At 72.8% G+C, this 21,537-nt stretch carries 18 protein-coding genes; 4 read left to right on the top strand and 14 right to left on the bottom strand.

Annotation, left to right across the window (positions count from 1 at the left end):
- Window positions 1-13: 13 nt before the first annotated feature.
- The 14 genes from AMETH_RS13915 to AMETH_RS13850 all read right to left on the bottom strand — a co-directional run bounded on the left by AMETH_RS13915 (window position 14) and on the right by AMETH_RS13850 (window position 15,724).
- The gene (locus AMETH_RS13915) at window positions 14-1,018 is read right to left on the bottom strand and encodes a sugar phosphate isomerase/epimerase family protein (RefSeq protein WP_017982098.1); all 1,005 of its coding nucleotides are present in this window, start codon (window positions 1,016-1,018) and stop codon (window positions 14-16) included.
- On the bottom strand, window positions 1,015-2,409 hold the full coding sequence (locus tag AMETH_RS13910) for an alkaline phosphatase family protein (protein WP_017982097.1): 1,395 nt from the start codon (window positions 2,407-2,409) through the stop codon (window positions 1,015-1,017). Before AMETH_RS13910 ends, AMETH_RS13915 begins: the two co-directional genes overlap by 4 nt.
- Window positions 2,406-3,491 carry a metabolite traffic protein EboE gene (eboE, locus tag AMETH_RS13905; RefSeq protein WP_017982096.1) on the bottom strand — a complete coding sequence of 362 codons (1,086 nt, stop codon included), beginning with the start codon at window positions 3,489-3,491 and terminating at the stop codon, window positions 2,406-2,408. The genes AMETH_RS13910 and eboE overlap by 4 nt, the downstream gene beginning before the upstream one ends.
- Window positions 3,488-4,363 carry a TatD family hydrolase gene (locus AMETH_RS13900; RefSeq protein WP_017982095.1) on the bottom strand — a complete coding sequence of 292 codons (876 nt, stop codon included), beginning with the start codon at window positions 4,361-4,363 and terminating at the stop codon, window positions 3,488-3,490. The genes eboE and AMETH_RS13900 overlap by 4 nt, the downstream gene beginning before the upstream one ends.
- On the bottom strand, window positions 4,363-5,775 hold the full coding sequence (locus AMETH_RS13895; RefSeq protein ID WP_017982094.1) for an EboA domain-containing protein: 1,413 nt from the start codon (window positions 5,773-5,775) through the stop codon (window positions 4,363-4,365). Before AMETH_RS13895 ends, AMETH_RS13900 begins: the two co-directional genes overlap by 1 nt.
- Window positions 5,772-6,626: an SCO3242 family prenyltransferase gene (locus AMETH_RS13890; RefSeq protein WP_017982093.1), complete on the bottom strand. Its 855-nt coding sequence runs from the start codon at window positions 6,624-6,626 to the stop codon at window positions 5,772-5,774. The genes AMETH_RS13895 and AMETH_RS13890 overlap by 4 nt, the downstream gene beginning before the upstream one ends.
- A complete protein-coding gene (locus tag AMETH_RS13885) occupies window positions 6,623-7,774 on the bottom strand; it encodes an inositol-3-phosphate synthase (RefSeq protein WP_167345521.1) in 1,152 nt (383 codons plus the stop codon). Before AMETH_RS13885 ends, AMETH_RS13890 begins: the two co-directional genes overlap by 4 nt.
- Window positions 7,767-8,963: a Gfo/Idh/MocA family protein gene (locus AMETH_RS13880; RefSeq protein WP_038533004.1), complete on the bottom strand. Its 1,197-nt coding sequence runs from the start codon at window positions 8,961-8,963 to the stop codon at window positions 7,767-7,769. Before AMETH_RS13880 ends, AMETH_RS13885 begins: the two co-directional genes overlap by 8 nt.
- On the bottom strand, window positions 8,944-9,999 hold the full coding sequence (locus AMETH_RS13875) for a substrate-binding domain-containing protein (protein ID WP_017982090.1): 1,056 nt from the start codon (window positions 9,997-9,999) through the stop codon (window positions 8,944-8,946). Before AMETH_RS13875 ends, AMETH_RS13880 begins: the two co-directional genes overlap by 20 nt.
- A gap of 46 nt (window positions 10,000-10,045) precedes the next feature.
- Entirely contained in the window at window positions 10,046-11,077 is a 1,032-nt protein-coding gene (locus AMETH_RS13870; protein WP_017982089.1) for an ABC transporter permease, read from the bottom strand.
- Window positions 11,074-12,582, bottom strand: a complete 1,509-nt coding sequence (locus tag AMETH_RS13865) for a sugar ABC transporter ATP-binding protein (protein WP_017982088.1) — start codon at window positions 12,580-12,582, stop codon at window positions 11,074-11,076. The genes AMETH_RS13870 and AMETH_RS13865 overlap by 4 nt, the downstream gene beginning before the upstream one ends.
- Window positions 12,582-13,808, bottom strand: coding sequence for an ROK family protein (locus tag AMETH_RS13860; protein ID WP_017982087.1), 1,227 nt, complete (start codon window positions 13,806-13,808; stop codon window positions 12,582-12,584). Before AMETH_RS13860 ends, AMETH_RS13865 begins: the two co-directional genes overlap by 1 nt.
- A 292-nt stretch (window positions 13,809-14,100) precedes the next feature.
- On the bottom strand, window positions 14,101-14,322 hold the full coding sequence (locus AMETH_RS40105; protein WP_017982086.1) for a hypothetical protein: 222 nt from the start codon (window positions 14,320-14,322) through the stop codon (window positions 14,101-14,103).
- A 205-nt stretch (window positions 14,323-14,527) separates the two neighbouring features.
- On the bottom strand, window positions 14,528-15,724 hold the full coding sequence (locus tag AMETH_RS13850; protein ID WP_017982085.1) for an ROK family transcriptional regulator: 1,197 nt from the start codon (window positions 15,722-15,724) through the stop codon (window positions 14,528-14,530).
- 187 nt (window positions 15,725-15,911) lie between these two features.
- Here AMETH_RS13850 and AMETH_RS13845 point away from each other — a divergent pair, with 187 nt between their 5' ends.
- The 4 genes from AMETH_RS13845 (at window position 15,912) to AMETH_RS13835 (ending at window position 21,373) form a co-directional block, all read left to right on the top strand.
- Window positions 15,912-16,871, top strand: coding sequence for a sugar phosphate isomerase/epimerase family protein (locus AMETH_RS13845; RefSeq protein ID WP_017982084.1), 960 nt, complete (start codon window positions 15,912-15,914; stop codon window positions 16,869-16,871).
- Between the two features lie 63 nt (window positions 16,872-16,934).
- Window positions 16,935-17,399, top strand: coding sequence for a PQQ-dependent sugar dehydrogenase (locus AMETH_RS39175; protein WP_209436868.1), 465 nt, complete (start codon window positions 16,935-16,937; stop codon window positions 17,397-17,399).
- Window positions 17,400-17,664: 265 nt separating this feature from the next.
- Window positions 17,665-20,184 carry an OmpL47-type beta-barrel domain-containing protein gene (locus tag AMETH_RS13840; RefSeq protein WP_017982083.1) on the top strand — a complete coding sequence of 840 codons (2,520 nt, stop codon included), beginning with the start codon at window positions 17,665-17,667 and terminating at the stop codon, window positions 20,182-20,184.
- Between the two features lie 76 nt (window positions 20,185-20,260).
- Entirely contained in the window at window positions 20,261-21,373 is a 1,113-nt protein-coding gene (locus AMETH_RS13835; protein WP_017982082.1) for a CapA family protein, read from the top strand.
- Window positions 21,374-21,537 lie beyond the last annotated feature (164 nt).

Below are 21,537 nucleotides of genomic sequence, written 5' to 3'. Positions count from 1 at the left end.
GGGCGCCCTCCCCTCACTTCTCGGTGCTGAAGGCGGCGTCGAAGGCCGCCGACGGCTTGTCCCACAGCAGGTTGCGGATGAAGCCGACCGCTTCCTCCGCCCCGCGCAGGCGGTCCATGCCGGCGTCCTCCCACTCCACCGAGATCGGCCCGCGGTAGCCGATCGAGTTGAGGGCGCGGAAGCACTCCTCCCACGGCACGTCGCCGTGGCCGGTGGACACGAAGTCCCAGCCGCGGCGCGCGTCCGCCCACGCCAGGTGCGAGCCAAGCCGCCCGTTGCGGCCGTCGAACCGCTTCTTCGTGTCCTTGCAGTCGACGTGGTAGATCCGGTCGGCGAAGTCCAGGATGAACCCGACCGGGTCCAGGTCCTGCCACACGAAGTGCGACGGGTCCCAGTTCAGCCCGAACGCCGGGCGGTTGCCGACCGCGTCCAGCGCCCGGCGGGTCGTCCAGTAGTCGTAGGCGATCTCCGACGGGTGCACCTCGTGCGCGAACCGCACCCCGACCTCGTCGAACACGTCGAGGATCGGGTTCCAGCGTGCGGCGAAGTCGGCGTACCCGTCGTCGATGACTTCCTGCGACACCGGCGGGAACATCGCCACGTACTTCCAGATCTTCGACCCGGTGAAGCCGATGACGGTGTCCACGCCGAGCTTCGCCGCGGCACGGGCGCTATCGGCCATCTCCGCGGCGGCCCGCTGCCGCACGCCTTCGGGCTCGCCGTCGCCCCAGACGCGGGCGGGCAGGATGTTGCGGTGCCGCTCGTCGATCGGGTCGTCGCACACCGCCTGCCCGACCAGGTGGTTCGAGATCGCCCACACGTTGAGGCCGTAGGACGCCAGGATCTTGTGCCGTCCCGCCACGTAGTCGTCTTCGGCGAGCGCGCGGTCGACCTCGAAGTGGTCGCCGCTGCACGCGATCTCCAGCCCGTCGTAGCCCCACTGCGACGCGAGCCGGCACACCTCCTCGAACGGCAGATCGGCCCACTGGCCGGTGAACAACGTGACCGGACGGCTCATCGCCGGCTCCCTTCGCTCGCCTTCAGTCCTTGCACACTCAGCAGCAGGTCCCGGACGTCGGTGGCGGCCAGCCGCTCCCGCTCCGGCACGCCCGCGTCCCCGCACAGCAGCACCGGCCCGTCGTCCGGCGAGTCGGGCAGCCGTCCGTGCGAGCCGCGCACCGGCGCCGGGTCCAGCGGCGTGGTCTTCATCGCGTACCGCAGGCCGGCCTTCTTGCGCACCAGGTTCAGCCCCGCCTTGGCCTTGACCAGCGGATCGGCCGGGTCGAAGAACAGCTCGGCCGGGTCGTACCCGGGCTTGCGGTGGATCTCGACGCCACGCGCGAAGTCCGGCGCGCGGTGGTCGTCGAGCCAGTAGTAGTAGGTGAACCACGCGTCCGGCTCCGCGGTCACCACGAACTCGCCCGCCCGCGGGTGGTCGATGCCGTACCGCGCCTGGGCTTCCCGGTCCAGCACCTCGTCCACACCGGACAGTTGGGTGAGCAGGTCGCGCACCCGCGGCAGGTCCGCCTCGTCGGCCACGTAGACGTGGGCCACCTGGTGGTCGGCGACGGCGAACACCCGCGAGGTCCACGGGTCGAGGTACTCCATGCCGTCCTGCGTGTAGACCTCCAGCAGGCCCTCGCGGCGCAGCAGCCGGTTGACGTCGACCGGCCGGTGCGCGTTGGTGAGGCCGTACTCGCTCAGCGCCACGACCCCGACGCCGTCCGCCCTGGCCTGGTCGAGCAGCGGCGCGACGGACGCGTCCACCGCGCGGGCGGCCGCGATGGCCTGCGGCGAGTCCGGGCCGAACCGCTGCAGGTCGTAGTCCAGGTGCGGCAGGTAGGCCAGCGTCAGGTCCGGCCGGTCCTCGCGCAGGATCGCCGAGGTCGCCCCGACAATCCAGTCGGTGGAGGCGATCGAGGCGGTCGGGCCCCAGTACTGGAACAGCGGGAACTCGCCCAACCGCGAGGTGAGCCGGTCGTGCAGCTGCGGCGGCCGGGTGTAGCAGTCCGGCGCCTTCTTGCCGTCGGCGTAGTAGATCGGCCGGGGCGTGACGGTGAGGTCGGTGGTCGCACCCATCGCGTACCACCAGCACACGTTGGCGGCGCGGTAGCCGGGGTGCTCGGCCCGCGCGGTCTCCCACAGCTTCTCGCCCTCGACCAGCTTGTTGTGCTGGCGCCACAGGAAGACCTCGCCGAGCTCACGGAAGTACCAGCCGTTGCCGACGATGCCGTGCTCGCTGGGCATGCGCCCGGTCAGGAACGTGGACTGGACGCTGCAGGTGACCGCGGGCAGCACCGTGTCCAGCTGCGCCTGCCAGCCCTGCTGCGCCAGCTTCGCCACGTTCGGCATGTGCCTGAGCAGCCGCGGGGTCATCCCCACGACGTCGAGCACCAGGAGCGGTTTCACTTCGGTGCCACCAATCCCGCGGCGAAGGACAGTTCCGCCGCGATCCCGCCGATGAGGTCCTGCCGGTGCGCCTCGGGCAGCACCGTCCAGGTGTAGGTTTCCACTTCCAGGTGCGCCGGCTCCGGCGGCAGCGCGGCGAGGGCCTGCGACAGCACCCCGGTGGTCGAGGACAGCGGCGCCGCCGGGGTCGCGTGCAGCGGCACGTGGAAGTGCACGCGCCACGGCCCCTCCCCCGGCAGGTCCGCGAACGCCTCGCCCAGGTCGTCGGCCTTGCGGACGTCGCCGCCGGACGATTCCCGGGTCTGGTGCAGGTACCGCGGCTCGTCGAACGCCGCCAGGGCCTCCCGGGCCGCCGGGTCGCGCGGGTCCGGGACGTGCAGGGCGACCGACATCTGGACCTTGACCACGTCCAGCCCGGCCGCGGTGATCTCGGCGACCGCGCCGGCCGGGTCGGCGAAGGACACCGCCAGGTGGCAGGTGTCCAGGCACAGCCCGACGTGCGCCGGATCGACCCGCCCGGCCAGCCAGGTCACCGCGTCGTGCACGGTGTCCAGGATGCAGCCGGGTTCCGGCTCGACGGCGAGCCGGATCGTGCGGTCCTGGGCGCGCAGCCCGGCGGTCACCTCGTCGAGCAGCCGCTGGGCCGCCGTGTCGTCCTCCGGCGTCCACGGCTCGCGCCAGCCCAGCGGCAGCGTGGAGATGCTGCCGAACGCGGCGTCGTCGGGCAGCAGCCCGGACAGCACGGTCGCGCAGTTCAGCGTGTACTCCGCGCGTGCCCGGTCGGTCCACCGTGGACGGTAGACCTTCTGCTTGACCACCGGGTCGTGGAACCCGCCGTACGGGAACGCGTTGAGCGTCACCACTTCCAGCCCGCGGGCGTCCAGCTCGGCGCGCAACCGCTTGCGCTCGGCCGGATCGGCGGCCAGCGCGGACGCCACGTCGGCGGCCAGCCACAGCCCGAGCCCGAGCCGGTCGGCGCCCAGCCGCTCCCGCACCGGCAGCGCGTAGGAGTCGAGCTGACCGAGGACCCCGAGCAGGTCCTCGGCCGGATGGACGTTGGTGCAGTAGGACAGGGGCGTCACGCGACCGCCTCGTCCCGCCCGCCGCGCAGCACGGAGTTGCCCTCGAAGGTCTCCTTGGCCGCGCTGAAGCCGGGCAGCTCGTCGAGCACCAGCCGCCCGCTCTGGCCGTAGAAGGCGACCGGGTTGTCCCACAGCACGGTGTCCACATCGGACTCCGTGAACCCCCCGTGGAGCATCGCCAGCCCGGTCTTGTGCACCTTCAGCGGGTCCGAGCGGCCCCAATCGGCGGCGGAGTTGACCAGCATCTTCTCCGTGCCGTGCTCGCGCAGGATCGCGACCATGCGCTGCTCGTCCATCTTGGTGTCCGGGTAGATGGAGAAGCCCATCCAGCAGCCGGACTCCTTGACCAGGCCGACAGTGACCTCGTTGAGGTGGTCGACCACGACCCGCTCCGGCGCGATGCCGGACTCGGCCACCACGGCGAGCGTGCGCTTGGTGCCTTCCAGCTTGTCCCGGTGCGGGGTGTGCACCAGCACCGGCAGGTCGTGCTCCTTCGCCATCTCCAGCTGGCGGGCGAAGGCGTCGTCCTCGGCCGGGGTCATCGAGTCGTAGCCGACCTCGCCGACCGCGACCACGCCGTCCTTGGCGAGGTAACGCGGCAGCACGTCCAGCACCGGCGTGCAGCGCGGGTCGTTGGCCTCCTTGGGGTTCAGCGCGATGGTGCAGTGGTGGCGGATGCCGAACTGGGCGGCGCGGAAGCGTTCCCAGCCGATCAGGCCGTCGAAGTAGTCGGTGAACGACGACACGCCGGTGCGCGGCTGGCCGAGCCAGAACGCCGGCTCGACCAGTGCCCGCACGCCGGCGGCGTACATGGCCTCGTAGTCGTCGGTGGTGCGGGAGGTCATGTGGATGTGCGGATCGAACAGGCGCATCAGGGTGCCTCTTCCAGGAAGCGGAGTGCGTCGGCGGGGACGGCGCGGCCGGCCGCCCTGCGCTCCCCCGCGTAGTCGGTGATCATGCGGCGCAGCTCGTCGTCGGCCCGCCGGTCCAGCTCGGCGACCGCGGCCAGCGGGATGCCGGTGAACAGGCACTTCAGCACGCCGTGGCGCCAACCGTGCTGGTCGAGGTGGCGGGCGGCGAACGGGCCGAGCGCGGCGGCGATCAGGCCGGTGTCGTTGCTGCGCAGGGCGTCGCGGACCAGTTCGAGGCCGGTGGCGACGGCCTTGTCGCCCACCGCGGACAACGCCCGCAGCACGCCCCGCCGCTCGGCGCCGTCGCCGTAGCGGTAGAGGTCGGCCAGTTCCGCCGCGAACTCCCCGGCGGGCAGTGCCGCGGCGAGCGTGGTCAGCAGCCGGGTCCGGGCCAGGTCGTCCGCGGTGCCGTGGACCAGGCCGTCCGGATCGGAGCCCGGGTGCAGCGGCCCCCGCCCGACGTGCCGTCCGGCCGCCGGGAACAGGGTCCGCACGGCCGTGGGGTCACCGGCGATGCGCCGTTGCGCCTCGCCCAGCCAGGACTGGTCGAGCCGCGCGGCCCGCAACGCGGTCAGCGCGGCGCGGGCGACCTGCGGCGCGGCGTGGCTGTGCCGGGGCAGCTCGACCGCGGCCACCCCGGTGTAGCCGATCTCGTCCAGCGCGGTGAGCGTGGCGGGCAGGTCCAGCTGCCCGTCGCCGAACTCGAGGTGCTCGTGCACCCCCGGCCGCATGTCGTCCAGCTGCACGTTGACCAGCAGGCCCTTGGCCTGCCGGATGCACGCGGCCGCGTCCTGCGGCTCCACGGCGACGCAGTGCCCGACGTCGAGGGTGATCCCGAGCAAGTCCGGATCACCCGTTTCGGCGCGCAGGCGCAGCGCGTCGGACAGCGTCTCGACGAGCATCCCGGGTTCCGGTTCGAGGCCGAGGCGGACACCGCGCCGGTCCGCCTCGGCCAGCACCGCGGGCATCCGCGACCGCAGCCGCTCCCACGCGGTCGCCTCGTCCACAGTGGACACGCCGGACCAGAACGACACGCAGTCGGCGCCCAGGCCTTCCGCGACCCGGATCGCCCGCGCCAGGAAGTCCAGCCTCTTGTCCGCGTTCTCGCTGACCAGGGTCGGTTCGTGCTTGTGCCACGGGTCGAGCAGGAACCGCGCGCCGGTCTCCACGACGCAGCGCAGGCCCAGCTCGTCCAGCCGCGCGGCGACCCGGTCCACGCGTGCGGACAGGTCGTCGGCGTACGGGTCGAGGTGCTGGTGGTCCAGCGTCAGCGCGACCGAGGTGTAGCCGAGGCCGGCGATGATGGCCAGCGCGTCGTCCAGCCGGTGGCCCGCGAAGCCGTTGGTGCCGTAGCCGAGGTGGTAGCCGCTCATGTCGGGCTCACCTTCCGGCCGAGCCGCTTGGCCAGCGGCAGCGCCAGTGCGACCAGGCCCGCGCCAAGCACCCCGCCGCGCCGGGCCGCGAGCGCGGCCTGCAACGGAACCATGCCGTGGATGCCCGCGGCCGTCGCCGTCCGGACCACGGCCGCGGTCGGCTTGCGCACCGCCGCGTACTGCTTCGACCCGACGCTCACGCCGTAGCCGGCGGCCGCGGCCAGCGCCGCCACCCGGTGCCCGGCCGCGCCACCGCGCCCGGACACCGCCGCGGCGGCCGACGCCGAGGTCAGCGCGAGCGCGCCCGCCGCCCGCGCGGGCGACGCGCCGTGCACCTCGCCCGCCGACAACGCGGTGACCCCGAGCGTGTGCCCGCCGAGCACCGCCGCCGGGACCAGCGCCTTCGCCGCGCCCGATCGGCCCGCGCCGAGGAGCACGTCCAGCGAGCGGCACAGCGCCATCGCGGCCGGCGCGAGTGGGGTCTGCTTGAGCACGGTGTCGTAGGCCCACACCGCCGCGGCCAGCGGCGCGGCGACCTTGAGCGCGTCGCGGCCACCGGCGACCGCGGCCAGCCCGAGGCCCGCACCGGTCAGCCCGCCCGCGACGCCGAGCGCCCGCTGCGGGCTGACCCGGCCGGACGGGATCGGCCGCTCCGGGCGCTCGACCGCGTCCAGTTCGCGGTCGGACCAGTCGTTGAGCGCCATGCCGGACCAGTAGATCGCCACCGAGGCCAGCGGCAGCGCGAGCCGCCGTCCCCGCAACGGACGACCGGCCGCGGCGGCGCCCGCGACGGTGTCGCCGAGGACGCTCAGCGCGGCCGGTGCCCGCACGAGCTGCACGTACGGGTTCACTTCTGCCGTCCCAGCGACGATGCCCACTCGGCCAGGACCCGCGCCTGCTCGGCGAAGCGGTGCTCGCCGGTGCCGACCGGGTCCTTGAAGAAGAACGCGAGCTGCCCCAGCGGCCCGGTCTCGCCTGCCCGGTACGCGGCCGCGGTCAGCCGCGCCAGGTCCAGCACCAGCGGCGCGGCCAGGGCCGAGTCGTAGCCGGTCCAGGTGAACTGCAGGGTCATGCGCGCGCCCAGGAAGCCCTCGAAGGACACGTGGTCCCAGGCCGTCTTCTGCTCGCCGAGGTCCGGCACGTGGTCGATGTGCAGCGGGGCCACCACGTCGTCGCCGAGCAGGGCCGCCAGCCCGCGGGCCTTGGACTCCAGCTTGCCCGCCGCCTTCACCGGGTCGGCCAGGGTGGCGCCGTCGCCGCCACCGAGCAGGTTGGTGCCCGACCACGAGCGCACCTTCAGCGCCCGCGCCGCGAACATCGGCGCCAGCACCGACCGGAGCAGCGTCTCACCGGTCTTGCCGTCCGACCCGGCGTAGGGCAGCCCCTGCCGCCGGGCGAATTCGGTGAGCGCGGGCAACCGGATGCCCGTCGACGGCGTGAAGTCCACGAAGGGGCACCCCGCCGACACCGCCGCGAACGCCGCCAGCGAACTGCCGGGCAGCACCTCGCGGCCGGGCTCGTCCATCGCCGCCACGAGCGCGTCGAGGTCGTGGTGCTCCGGCGCGTCCGCGGTTGGGGGTTCCGTGGACGAGACGTTGATCACCACGACGGCCGACAGGCCGTGCCGGGTGCGGAACTCGCGCAGGTCGTCGGCCATCCGCGCGGCGGCCTCGGCCTGCGTGCGCCCGCTGGGCACCGGGCGCAGGTCGGCCTCGACGGCGCGCAGGCCGTCGCGGATCGCCGGCAGCAGGCCGGCGGGGAGCAGCCCGCCCGCGGTGAGCTGCTCCGCCTTCTTCTCCAGCGGCGTGTCCACCAGGTCGTGCCCGCCGACGACGAGCTCGTCCCAGCCCGGCAGCACGCCGGGGGCCACGTCCAGCCGCTCGGTCACACAGCCGTCCGGCCCGGCCAGGCCGGACCGCATCGCGAGCAGCCCGCTGATCGCCGTCGTGGCCACCGAGCCACGCGCACCGACCAGCCACAATCCAGTTCTCTCAGGCATCGATCACCCTTTCGGTCGACATTGATACGCCGACCCAGGACGTTCCGTTGCCCGCGCTCTCCTCCACCGCGTGCAGCACCCGCTGGACCTGCAGGCCGTCGGCGAACCCCGGTTCGGGGTCGCGCTGCTCGCCGATGGCGGTGAGGAAGTCGGCGATCTCGTGGGTGAAGGTGTGCTCGTAACCCAGCAGGTGACCCGGCGGCCACCACGCCCCGACGTAGGGGTGGTCCGGCTCGGTCACCAGGATCCGCCGGAAGCCCGCCTCGGCCGGGTCGTCGTCCCCGTCGTAGAAGGACAGCTCGTTCATCGACTCGAAGTCGAAGGCCAGGCTGCCCCGCGACCCGTTGATCTCCAGCCGCAGCGCGTTCTTGCGGCCCAGCGCGAACCGGGTGGCCTCGAACGTGGCGACCGCGCCGCCGGCGAAGCGTGCCAGGAACACCGCGCAGTCGTCCACGTCGACCTCGCCCAGCGCGCTTCCCGGCTCCCAGGACAGCGGCCGCTCCCGCACGAACGTCTCGGTCATCGCCGAGACGCCGCTGATCCGGTCGCCGAGGACGAACTGGGCGGTGTCCACCGCGTGCGCGGCGATGTCGCCCAGCGCGCCGGACCCGGCCTTGTCCCGCCGCAGCCGCCAGGTCATCGGAGTGGCCGGGTCGGCCAGCCAGTCCTGCAGGTAGGCGGCCCGCACCTGGCGGATGGTGCCCAGCCTGCCCTCGGCGACCATCTTGCGGGCCAGCGCGATCGCGGGCACCCGCCGGTAGTTGAACCCGACCATCGCCCGCTGCCCGTTGGCCGCGGCGCGCTCGGCGGCCGCGGCCATCTCCTCGGCCTCGGCGACCGAGTTGGCCAGCGGTTTCTCGCACAGCACGTGCTTGCCCGCGGCGAGCGCGGCCAGCGCGATCTCGGCGTGCGAGTCGCCCGGCGTGCAGATGTCGACGATGCCGACGTCGTCGCGCGCGACCAGGGTGGCCCAGTCGGTCTCGACGTCCGGCCAGCCCTGCTTGGCGGCGGCGGCCTTCGTGCGCTCCGGGTCGCGGCCGCCGAGGACCGCCAGCCGCGGCACCAGTGGCACGTCGAAGAACCGGTGGACCGAGCGCCACGCGTGGGCGTGGACGGCGCCCATGAAGGCGTGCCCGACCATGCCCACCCCGATCGAGACGCCCGCGGGGTCAGGAGTCGAAGGCGACATCGGCATAGGAATCGACGTTCTCCTTGGTCACCACGGCCGAGTAGGTCGTGACGTTCGCGGGGATCTCGTGCTCGGCGAGGTCGCCGATGCCCTTGTCCTGGCCGAGCAGCCGGGCCAGGGCGATCGCCGAGGACGCCATCGACGGGCTGTAGAGCACGGTCGCCTTGATGACGCTGCTGTCGGCCTTGATCAGGTCCATCATGTTGCGCGAGCCCGCGCCGCCGACCATGAAGAACTCGTTGCGGCGCGCGTTGTCGATCGCCGCGAGCACCCCGATGCCCTGGTCGTCGTCGTGGTTCCACAGCGCGTCCAGCTTCGGCGCCGACTGCAGCAGGTTCGACGTCATCTGCTCGCCGCTCTCCGGTGTGAACTGCGCCGACACGCGCGGGCCGACGGCGAACCCGTGCTTGGCCAGCGCGTCGCGGAAGCCCTGGCTGCGCTCCTGGGTCAGCGGCAGCGAGTCGATGCCGGCGACCTCGCCGATCACCGGGCTGGCCACGCCCTTCTTCTTCAGCTCGCCCGCGATGTAGTTGCCCGCGTTGACGCCCATCCGGTAGTTGTCGCCGCCGATCCAGGTGCGGTAGGCCAGCGGCGTGTCGAACACCCGGTCCACGTTGACCACCGGGATGCCGGCGTCCATGGCCTGCTGGCCGACCTGGGTCAGCGCCTTGCCGTCGAAGGGCAGGATCACCAGGACGCCGACCTTCTGGTTGATCAGCGTCTCGACCTGGGCGATCTGCTGGTTGACGTCGTTGGTGCCCTCGGTGGCGGTGAAGGTGACGTCGGAGAACTGGCCGGCCTGCGCGCGGGCGTTTTTGGTCATCGCCGCCATCCAGCCGTGGTCGGCGGCAGGCGCGGAGAAGCCTATGGTGACGTGCTGGCCGGGCTGGGAGTTCTGGCCCGCGTTGCCCGCGACGGCCTGCGGGGCCGACTGCGGCGACTCGTTGGAGGTGCAGGCGGCCAGCAGGGCGCCTGCACCGACGGCCGCGCCACCGGTGAGGAAGCGGCGGCGGGCGAGGGAGGATGGTCCGGACATGGCGAGCTCCAGTGGTCGTCGTCGGGAGTTTCGGGGTTCGTCTTTCCTAAGTGGACTTGCGGGCGCGGTTGGTGCGGAACTGCAGCAGGACGGCCAGGACGATGATCGCGCCCTTGGCGATGTTCTGGATGTCGGTGTCGAGGTTGTTGAGCGTGAAGATGTTGCCCAGCACCGTGAAGATCAGGACGCCGATGAGCGTGCCGATCAGGGTGCCGCGGCCGCCGGTGAGCAGGGTGCCGCCGATGACGACCGCGGCGATCGCGTCCAGCTCGTAGTAGAGGCCGTTGGTGGAGGCGCCCGAGGTGGTGCGCGCGACCACCATGATCGCCGCGATGCCGCAGCACAACCCGGCCACGCCGTAGACGAGCGCGGTGTGCCGCTTGACGTTGATGCCGGCCAGGCGCGCGGCCTCGGTGTTGCCGCCGACGGCGAACGTGCGGCGGCCGAACGTGGTGCGGTTGAGCAGGACCCAGCCGACCACGAACACCAGCGCGAACATCCAGATCAGCACCGGGATGCCGAGGAAGTCGCCGCGGAAGAAGCTCAGGAAACCGGTCTCCCGCACGACCTGCGTCTGCCGGCCGCTGATCCGCTCGGCGAGCCCGCGTGCCGAGGCGTACATCGCGAGCGTCGCGATGAACGGCACCACTCTGCCGTAGGACACCAGCACGCCGTTGATCAGCCCGCAGCCGAGACCGACCGCGAGCGCGCAGATCACCATCACCACCGGTCCGTAGGCCTGCGTCGCGAGCGTCGTCGCCCACACGCTGGACAGCGCCACGATCGAACCGACGGACAGGTCGATGCCGCCGCTGATGATCACGAACGTCATGCCGACGCTGACCACGCCGATCGCGGCCGCGAGCCGCAGGATGGTGGACAGGTTACCCTCGGTGAAGAACGCGTCCGGCCGGGTCAGCCAGCCCACCAGGCACAGCAGGACGAACACCCCGAACAGCCCGGCAAGCCGGACGTCCACCCGGAAACGGCCGCGCGCGGCCTTCGAGGCCGGCGGCGCGGCCCGGGGTGGCGGGGCCTGCGTGGCCTCGGGCAACACCGACGAGGGGTCCTTCGTCATGCCGCACTTCCCTCCATCACCAGATTCAGCACGTCTGCTTCGGTCAGCTCGCTCGCGGGCGCCTCGCGGACCACGTGACCCTCCCGCATCACGAGCACGCGGTCGGCGAGCCCGAGCACCTCAGGCATCTCGCTGGAGACCAGCACCAGCCCGACGCCGCCGGCGGCCAGCTCGCGGATCAGCCGGTACAGCTCGGCCCGCGCGCCCACGTCGACGCCGCGGGTGGGCTCGTCGAGCAGCAGGATCGAGCAGCCGCGCACGAGCCAGCGCGCCACGACCGCCTTCTGCTGGTTGCCGCCGGAGAGCGTGCCCACGGGGCGGCGCGGGTCGGCCGGGCGCAGGTCCAGTTGCCGCAAGCGTTCGGCCGAGTCCCCGATTTCGCGGGCGCGGTCGGTGAAACCGAAGCGGCTGTAGGCGGGCAGGCTGGCCAGCGTCACGTTGTGCGCCACCGACATCTCCAGCAGCAGCGCCTGACTCTTGCGTTCCTCCGGCGCCAGGCCGATCCCCGCCTTGACCGCGCTGGGCACGTCGCCCGGCTTGAGGCGCTTGCCCTCGACGAAGACCTTGCCCGCATCCGGTTTGCGGCCGCCGAAGATGGTCTCCAGCAGTTCGCTGCGGCCGGCGCCGACTAGTCCGGCCACCCCGAGGATCTCCCCGCGCCGCAAGGTGAAGCTGACGTCCTCGAACTCGCCGCGGCGGGTCAGGTTCTCCACGCGCAGCAGCTCGGTTGAGCTGTCCACTGTGGATTCCAGGCGTTCCGGGTAGACGGTTTCGACGCGGCGGCCGGACATCAGCGACACCAGGTGGTCGGTGGTCACGTCGGCGACCTCCAGCCCGGCGGCGACGGTGGCGCCGTCCTTGAGCACGGTGACGCGGTTGCCGATGCGGCGGATCTCCTCCAGCCGGTGCGAGATGTAGACGACGGCGACCCCCTCGGCGGTCAGCTCGGCGACGATGCGGAACAGGTTGTCCACCTCGTCGGCGGCGAGCGCGGCGGTCGGTTCGTCCATCACGATCAGGCGGGCGTCGTGGGCCAGCGCGCGGGCCATCGACACGAGCTGCTGACCGGCCGCGGACAGGTCGCCGACCTCGCGGTCGGGGTGGATCTCCGGGTGGCCGAGCCGCGCGAGCAGCTCGGCGGCCTTGACGCGGGCCTGCCGGTCGCGGGTGAAGCCGGCCTGCGCCGGCTCGTGGCCGAGGAAGATGTTGTCCGACACCGACAACGCGGGGACGAGGTCGAGCTCCTGGTACATGGTCGCGATGCCGCGGTGCAGCGCCACGACCGGCGAGGACAGCGTGACCGGCCGGCCGAGCCAGCGGATCTCGCCCGCGTCCGGCTGGTGGGCGCCGGCGAGGACCTTGATCAGGGTCGACTTGCCCGCGCCGTTCTGGCCGAGCAGGCAGTGCACCTCCCCCGCCCGCACCGACAGCTCGACACCGTCCAGCGCCCGGACACCCGGGAACGTCTTGACGATGCCGCGCATGGACAGCAGGTCTTCGGTCATCACGCCTCCACGCTCACCGGGGCGCCGGCCGGGGCCAGCGTCGGATCGTCCAGCAGGGGCCGGATCGCGGCCTGCGCCGCGCCGGTGCCGACCGCGGTGAACCCGAGCCGGGACGCCACGATGCGGGGGCCGCCGGTCTCGGCGGTCACCGAGCGGGCGGCGAGTTCGGCGCGGACCGGCTCGGCGAGCCACTCGCACAGCGGCGCGAAGTAGCCGCCGAGGACCACGATCCGCGGGCCGAGCACGTCGGCCAGGACCGCGACGCCGTGGCCGAGGGCGGCGCCGAGCTGCACGAGCGCGTCGAGGACGCGTCGGTCGCCGTCCTGCGCGCGCCGCCGCACGATCGCGGTGCGCTGGGCCAGGTCGAGGGACGGGTCGTGGACCAGGTCGCCGGGGCCGGCCAGCGAGTGCAGGAACGGGTCGATGCCGACGGCGGTCTGCCAGCAGCCGCGGCGGCCGCAGACGCAGGGACGGCCGGTGGGTTCCAGTGACAGGTGCCCGACCTCGCCCGCCGCGCCGCCGATCAGGCCGCCGCCGGTGATCAGCCCGGCGCCGACGCCCATGCCGCCGTGCAGGAACACGACGTCGGAGCAGCCGCGGGCGGCGCCGTCGTCGGCTTCGGCGAGCGCGGCGAGGTTGGCGTCGTTGCCGACGACGATGCGGTCGAGGGGGAATTCGGTGCGGGCGGCGAGCCCGTCGGCGAGGGCGAGGCCGCGCCACCGGAGGCCGGGCGCGAGGCGGACGGCGCCGGTCGCGGCGTCGACCAGGCCGGGCACCGCCACCGCGATACCGGCGACATCGTCCACTTCGGACCGCGCGGCGAGCACGAGCGCAGCGAGTTCGTCGAGGGTGCGCTCCGCACCGAGGGCCCGCACGTCGCACGCGGCGCGGCGGCGGGTGGTGGCGGTGCCGGCGAGATCGCGGACCGTCGCGCCGACGTGGTCCTCGTCCACCTCGAGCCCGATGCCCCAGCGGCCGCGCGGCCGGAGTTCGACGAGCTGGCCGGGCCTGCCCTGGCCGCCCTCGTGGCGGCCGCCCGCCTGGACGAGCTCGCGGATCTCCAGCTCGGCGACGAGGCCGGAGACGGTGGCCTTGCTGAGGCCGCTCAGGGTCGCCAGTTGCGCGCGGGAGAGCCCCCCGTGGCGGCGCAGGAGCCGGACGAGCAGGGCGAGGTTCGCCCTGCGGACACCGGCACGGTCGTTCGGCCGGTCGGAAGGTTGGGGCACCGCGGACGCTCCACTTCGTTGGGAAACTGGCCGGTCTCAGTGCTGCCGTCTCAGTGCTCTGGCGTACGCCGCCTACTCTGACTGGCGGGGTACTTCTGCCACAATCCGGCAAAAGGAGTAACAGTCAGATCGTTACTTTTGAACCGCACTGCCGAAAGTGTGCACGATTGATGTCAGGCTTCCGTTCAGTGAAAGTCGCGAGACCGTGCCTGCGAAGCGTGCCCGCACCGTGACGTACACGCGCAAACCGAACAGAACAGCGGCGCGGGTGCGAGCGATCACCCGTGCTCGATCACCCGGGAACGCGGCCCGCGCGGGCCGAGATGCGCCATCGCGCACGCACGAGCTGCCCCCGCCACGCGAAACGCCCAGCCACCCACGCCACCTCGCGGCCGCCGCCCCGCGCCACCTCCGCCACGTCCCGCGCGGGCAGCACGGACCGGTCCGGCAGCAGCTCGGCCAGATGCGGCGACCGTCCGCTGCGTGCCAGCGTCAGCGCGTCCCGCACCGCCACCGCACCACCCGCGCCCCCTGAACCATCCCGCGGCACCCGCGCTGTCCCGCCACCCGCACGACTTCGCGCTCCCCGAGCCACCCACAGCCCCGCGCGGCCAGTGCCACCACCGCCCCACATCAACCCGCACCATCGCGTCATCCGGCGCACCCGCGGCCCCGCCACCCACACCACTGCGCGCCACGCCGAGCCACCCGCACCGAGTTCAGGCCGGCACGCTGAAGGCGTGGTCGGAGGCCAGCCAGGCGGCCCCGATCACGCCGGCCTGGTCGCCGAGCTCCGAGAGCACGATCGGCAGGTTCCCGGTCGCCAGGGGAAGCGACCGCCGGTAGACCGACGACCGCACCTCGGCCAGCAGCGTATGCCCCAGCCGGGACACGCCGCCGCCGATCACGACCATCCCCGGGTTCAGGAAGCTCACCAGCGACGCGATCACCTGCCCCAGCCGCCGCCCGCCCTCGCGGACCAGCGTCACCGCCGCGAAGTCGCCGGCCTGGGCCGCCTCCGCCACGTCCCGCGCGGTCAACACGGGCCGGTCCGCCAGCAGCTCGGCCAGGTACGGCGACCGCCCGCTGCGTGCCAGCGTCAGCGCGTCCCGCGCCAGCGCCGCCCCGCCGAAGTACGCCTCCAGGCACCCCGCCTCCCCGCAGGCGCACGCCGGACCGTAGTCGTCGAGCTTGATGTGCCCGATGTCGCCCGCCGTGCCCGCCACCCCGCGGTACACGCGCCCGCCGACGACGATCCCGCCGCCGATGCCGGTCCCCACCTTCACGAAGATCAGGTCGTCGAGCGACTTGGCCACCCCCGCGTGCCGCTCCCCCAGCGCCATCACGTTCACGTCGTTGTCGACCGTCACCGCGCAGCCCCAGTGCCCGGCGAGCCGGTCACGCACGGGAAAGCGGTCCCAGCCCGGCATGATCGGCGGCGCCACCGGCATCCCGTCGCGGAAACTCACCGGCCCGGGCAGCCCGATCCCGGCGCCCGCGAGCCGCCCGGGGGCGTCCTGCAGCACCTTCGCCGCCAGCTGCTCGACCCGGTCCAGCACCGGCACCGGCCCGCGGCGCACGTCGCACTCCTCCACCGCGTGCGCCAGCACCTCGCACCGCCCGTCGGTCACCGCGACGCCGACCGAGGTCGCCCCGACGTCGACGCCGAGGAACCGCAAGTCGTCGGCCAGGCGCACGAGCGTCGACCGGCGCCCGCCGCGGCTCGCCGCCGGACCGCCGGATTCCACGAGCCCGCCTTCGGCCAGCCGGGTGATCTCGGCGGCCAGCCGGGCCCGTGGCACGCCGAGCCGTTCACCCAGTTCGACCCGCGCCATTGGGCCCTCGTCCCGCACCAGGGCGAGCAGCCCGGCCTGCTCACGGGTCTCGGCCGACGGGGGAAAACCGCTGGTGGTCATGGGGGCACCAGCCTCCTCGCTGCTCGCGCGTGCACCGACTGTAGACCCGCCGCCGCCCCTTTTGAGCAGACGCGGCCGAACTTTGTTCCGCGAAATCCGAAACTCTGGAAACCTTCGGCGGAAGTTGCCTACGTTGGCCGGCGCACGTGGCAAGGGGTCGGTTCACACTCGGCTGAAGGAGAAATCCGTGTCCCACTCGTCGTTCAACCGCCGCGGTTTCCTGCGCTCCGCGGCGGGGGCGACCGTCGCGGTCAGCGCCGCGGCGCTCGCCGGATCGCTGCCCGCCGTCGCCAGCCAGGGCGGCGGCCGCCTCGTCCCGCAGAACCAGATCGGCATCCAGCTCTACAGCGTCCGTGACAAGGTCTCCCAGCTCGGGTTGCGGGCCGTGTTCGAGGAGCTGTCCCGCATCGGCTACCGCGAGATCGAGTTCGCGGGCTACACCCAGAGCACCTCGATCCTCGGGCGGCAGATCACCGTGCCGGAGATCGCCCAGCTGCTGAAGGACTTCGGGCTCAAGGCGGTCGGCAGCCACGTGGGCCTCAACAACTTCCGCACCAACCTGCAGGGCGAACTCGACAACGCGGAAATCCTCGGGCTCAAGCACATCGGCACCGCCAACGCCCCGAGCAACGTGGACACAGTGGACGGTTACCGGGCGGCGGCCGAGGAGTTCAACACCTTCGGCGCCGCGGCACGCGCCCGCGGCCTGACGTTCTACCAGCACAACCACGCGGGCGAGTTCGCCTTCGCCACCGACCAGCCGGAGGTCCGTCTCTACGACGTCTTCCTGGAGCACACCGACCCGCGCCTGGTCTACCTCGAAATGGACGTGTACTGGGCCTACGTCGGCCAGTACCGCTTCCCCGGCTTCGACCCCGCCGACTACATCACCCGGGCCCCGCACCGCTACCCGTTGCTGCACCTCAAGGACGGCGACGAGAACCCGGAAAACCCGAACGGCTACGACATCGTCGAGTTCGGCGCGGGCGACCTGCCCTACCGCCGGTTCCTCAAGCGGGTCAACGGACGCGGCCGCTACCACGGCATCTGGGAGCAGGACACCGCGCCCAGCACGCTGCCCAACCCGCCCGGCTCGTTCGCCGCGGCGCTACGCAGCTACCAGGCGCTGGAGAACCTGCGCGGCTGACCCCTCCCCTCCCCGTCGAAATCCCACCGGAGTGATCTCGCGATGCATCCTGCCCTCAGACGGTTGATCACCGCCGCCGCGGTGACGGCCCTGCCGGTGCTCGGCCTCGCCGTGCCCGCCGCGGCCCACGACGAAGACGCCACCCTGCACTGGGAGAACTACGAGAAGATCACGCTCACCAAGAACGTGGGCGAGCCCATCGACCTGGCCGTGCTGCCGGACAACCGCGTCCTGCACACCGCGCGCAGCGGCGAGGTGCGGCTGACCGACCCGAAGACCGGCGTGACGAAGGTCGTCAACACCATCCCCGTCTACCAGAACTCGGAAATGGGCCTGCAGACGGTGACCCTGGACCCCGGGTTCGCCGAGAACCACTGGGTCTACCTCTACTACTCGCCCAAGCTGAACACCCCCGCCGGCTCCGCGCCGACACGCTGCCCGCGGGCACGGACGACTCGTACTGGAAGCAGTGGGAGGGCTACGACGTCCTGTCGCGGTTCAAGTGGACCGGCGAGTCGCTGGACCTGAGCACCGAGCAGGAGATCATCCGCATCACGACCAACCGCGGCCAGTGCTGCCACGTCGCCGGTGACGTCGACTTCGACGCACAGGGCAACCTGTACCTGTCGACCGGCGGCAACACGCCCGCCTCGGGCCCGAACGTCAACGGCTACACGCCGATCAACGACGCGCCCGGCTACAACCCCGGCCTCGACGAGCGGCGCGGCTCGGGCAACACCACGACCTGCGCGGCAAGATCCTGCGCATCCACGTCAACGAGGACGGCTCCTACATGAGCCCCGAGGGCAACCTGTTCACCCCCGGCACCCCGCCGACGCGGCCGGAGATCTTCGTGGTGGGCCTGCGCAACCCGTTCCGGATGACGGTCGACAAGGCGACCGGCGCGGTGACGTGGGGCGACTACGGCCCCGACGCCGGCACCGCCGACCCGAACCGCGGCCCGATGGGCTACGTCGAGTGGCAGACCACGACGAAGGCGATGAACTCGGGCTGGCCGTTCTGCACGGCCGACAACTCCCAGCCCTACCGGGACTTCGACTTCGCCACGCTCACCCCGGGCCCCGCCTTCGACTGCGCCGCGCCGGTCAACGACTCGCGCTGGAACACCGGGCTGCGCGAGCTGCCGCCGCCCACCCCGGCCACGCTCTGGTACGGCGACAAGGACGGCGACCAGCCGTCGCCCGAGCTGACCGCGTTCCGCTCCAGCACCGGCCAGGCGCCGATGGGCGGCCCGGTCTACCACTACGACGCGAACAACCCGTCGCCGACAAAGTTCCCGGAGTACTGGGACGGCAAGGCGTTCTTCGGCGAGTTCTCGCAGGACTACGTCGCGGCGTTCACATTGTCGGGCCCGGACGGCCCGGTGACGAAGCTGGAGAACTTCCTGCCCAACGCCGAGTTGTCCACGCTGGGCCAGCCGATCTGGGACAACCCGATGGACCTCGAGTTCGGTCCGGACGGCTCGCTCTACGTCCTGGACTACGGCGACGGCTTCTTCCGGCAGAACCCGGACGCCGGCCTGTACCGGATCGACTTCGCGCCGGGCGACAAGGCCCCAACCGCGCGGATGACGGCGACCCCGTCGTCCGGGCAGGCGCCGCTGACCGTGGCCTTCGACGGCAGCGCGTCCAGCGACCCCGAGGGCGGCGCGCTGACCTACGAGTGGGACTTCGACGGTGACGGCACCTTCGACGCCACCGGACCGCAGGCCACCCACACCTACACCGAGAACGGCCAGGTCGAGGCACGGCTGCGTGTCACCGACCCGGCGGGCAAGCACGGCCTGACGTCGGAGCAGGTCACCACCGGCAACACCGCGCCCACGGTGGGCCTGACCGCCCCGGTGCACGGCGGGTTCTTCGACTGGGGCGACGCGATCCCCTACGCGGTGACGGTCAACGATCCGGAGGACGGCACCACCCCGGTGTGCAGCCGGGTGGCGTGGGCCCTCGGTCTGGGCCACAACCAGCACGGGCACCCGGTCAACAGCGGCACCGGCTGCACCGGCGCTGTGGCCACACCGACCGACGCCGGGCACGGTGAGACCGAGAACGTCTTCGGCGTGCTCAACGTGACCTACACCGACAACGGCGCAGGTGGCGTGCCGCCCGCGACCGGTGAGGCGCAGGCCGTGCTGAACCCGAAGCTCACGCAGGGCGAGCACGCGGACGAGACCAGCGGCGTGACGATCACCGACGACGCGACCGCGTCCGGGCTGCGCTCGGTCACCGGTTTCGACGCCGGGGACTGGCTGGGCTACGCCCCGGTCAACTTCAGCGGCATCACCGGTGTGCAGACCGAGGCGCACGGCGCCGGCCAGTTGCAGCTGCGGTGGAACGCCGCCGACGCGGCGCCGTTCGCCACGGTGGACGTCCCGGCGGGCGACGGCTGGCAGACGGTGACCACGCAGCTGACCGGGCTGCCCTCGGGCGCGGGCAACCTGTTCGTCACCTCCAGCGGCGGGGTCGACGTCGACGCCTTCACCTTCCAGGGCGCCGGGGTCGCGGACAAGACGCCGCCCGTGGTGTCGGCCGCGCTGACGCCGTCGGCCCCGACCGGGGCGAACGGCTGGTACACGGGCAACGTGACGCCGGCCGTGACCGCGACCGACAACGGCACGGTGTCCAGTCGGCAGTACTCCGTGGACAACGGCGTCACCTGGGCGAACGCGGCCAACCCGGTCACGTTGTCGGCCGAGGGCACGACGACCGTGCTGTACCGGGCGACGGACAACGGCGGCAACGTCTCCGCACCGGGCACGCTCACGGTCAAGATCGACAAGACCGCGCCCGCGGTGACGGTCGCCGGGGCGACCGAGGGACAGGCCTTCGGGGACTCCGCGGCGCTGATACCAGTGGTCACCGCCACCGACGCCACGTCCGGGGTCGCCGCGGTCCAGGCCACGGTGGACGGTCAGCCGGTCACGCCGGGCAAGCCGCTGGAGCTGTGGCGGCTGCCGCTCGGGGCGCACCAGCTGTCGGTGACCCTGACCGACCAGGCCGGGCTCACCACGACCAAGGCCGTGAACTTGACGACCGGGACGTCGTTCGGTGACATCCGCGCCCTGATCGACCGGTTCCGCGACGCCGGCTGGGTGACCAAGGCGGGTGCGATGCAGCTGCGCGGCACCCTGGACCTCGCCGAGTCGCACGCGAAGGCCGGCCGGGTCCGGCCGGCGCAGGAGGCACTGCGGCTGTTCGGCGTCCTCGCCGGCCAGCGGTGGAACGTGCCGGACCGGGTCGCGTCGGAGACCCTCCGTCGCGACGCCACCGCCCTGTCGGGGTCGCTGTAGGCCTGACCGGGTGACCTTGGGGCCACTCCCGGCGCCGAGCCGCACCGGGAGTGGGCCTCTGGCAGGATCGGGAACCATGCGCATCCGTCTGGTTCTCGCGGGCTTGACGGCGGGCGCGCTGCTCGCCGCCTGCTTCGCGCCGGACGAAGACGCCCCGCCGCAGCCGGACGCTCCGCCCACGGCGGCGCCGTCCGCAGGCCCGGGGTTCACCGTGGCGGCGACCGGGGACGTGCTGATCCACCCCGCGCTGACCGACCAGGCGGTCGCGGACGGCGGCGGGACCCGCGACTACCGGCCGCTGCTGGCCGGGATCCGGGACGACATCAGCTCCGCGGACCTGGCGGTGTGCCACCTGGAGACGCCGCTCGCCCCCGCGGCGGGCCCGTTCCAGGGCTACCCGGAGTTCAGCGCGCCGCCGGAGATCGCCGACGCGCTGGCCGACACCGGGTACGACGACTGCTCGACGGCGTCCAACCACACGATCGACACCGGCACCGACGGCGTGGATCGGACGCTCGACGAGCTGGACGAGGCCGGCATCCGGCACACCGGCTCCGCCCGGACCGAGCAGGAGGCCCGCACGCCGCTGGTGCTGGACGTGCGCGGCGTGAAGGTCGGGCACGTGTCCTACACGTTCGGGTTCAACGGCAAGAAGCTGCCCGGAGGCAAGCAGTGGGTGTCGAACACCCTCGACGCGGACGCGGTGCTGGCGGAAGCGCGGGCCACGCGGGCGGCCGGGGCGCAGGTGGTGATCGCGAGCCTGCACTGGGGCACGGAGTACCAGCACGAGCCGACCGCCTCGCAGCGGCAGATCGCGCAACGGGTGCTGGCCGACCCGGCGGTGGACCTGATCATCGGGCACCACGCGCACGTCGTGCAGCCGATGGAGAAGATCGGCGGCAAGTGGGTCGCCTACGGGCTGGGCAATTCGATCGCCAGGCACTCGGAGCCGCGCGGCACCACCGAGGAGGGCCTGATCGGCCGGTTCCACTTCACCCGCGCCGGCGACGGCTGGACGGTGGACCGGGCCGAGTACGTCCCCACGGTGATCGACCTCGGCCCGCCGATCCGGTTGCGCACCGTCGACGACCCCGCCCTGGACCGGGCGCGCGCCGCGGAAGCCCTCGCGCGGACCGGCGAAGTGGTCCTCAGCCGCGGCGCCGCCGCGCAAGGCCTGACCCGCGGCTGACAAGGCTGACGCGGCTGACCGGCGAGCGCAGAACTCAAGCTCACGAGCGCAGAACTCTCGCCCGCCAGCGTCGAACTCGCACCCGCGAACGCAGAACTCGCGCCGCGCGCGAATCCCACGCTCAGCCACGCGAGTCCCACGTTCAGGCGCGCGAGTTCCGCGCT

The organism is Amycolatopsis methanolica 239 (assembly GCF_000739085.1).
In the GTDB taxonomy this organism is placed as follows: Bacteria; Actinomycetota; Actinomycetes; order Mycobacteriales; family Pseudonocardiaceae; genus Amycolatopsis_E; species Amycolatopsis_E methanolica.
Note: the sequence above shows the minus strand (reverse complement) of the source record. Positions and strands in the feature narration are given on the sequence as shown.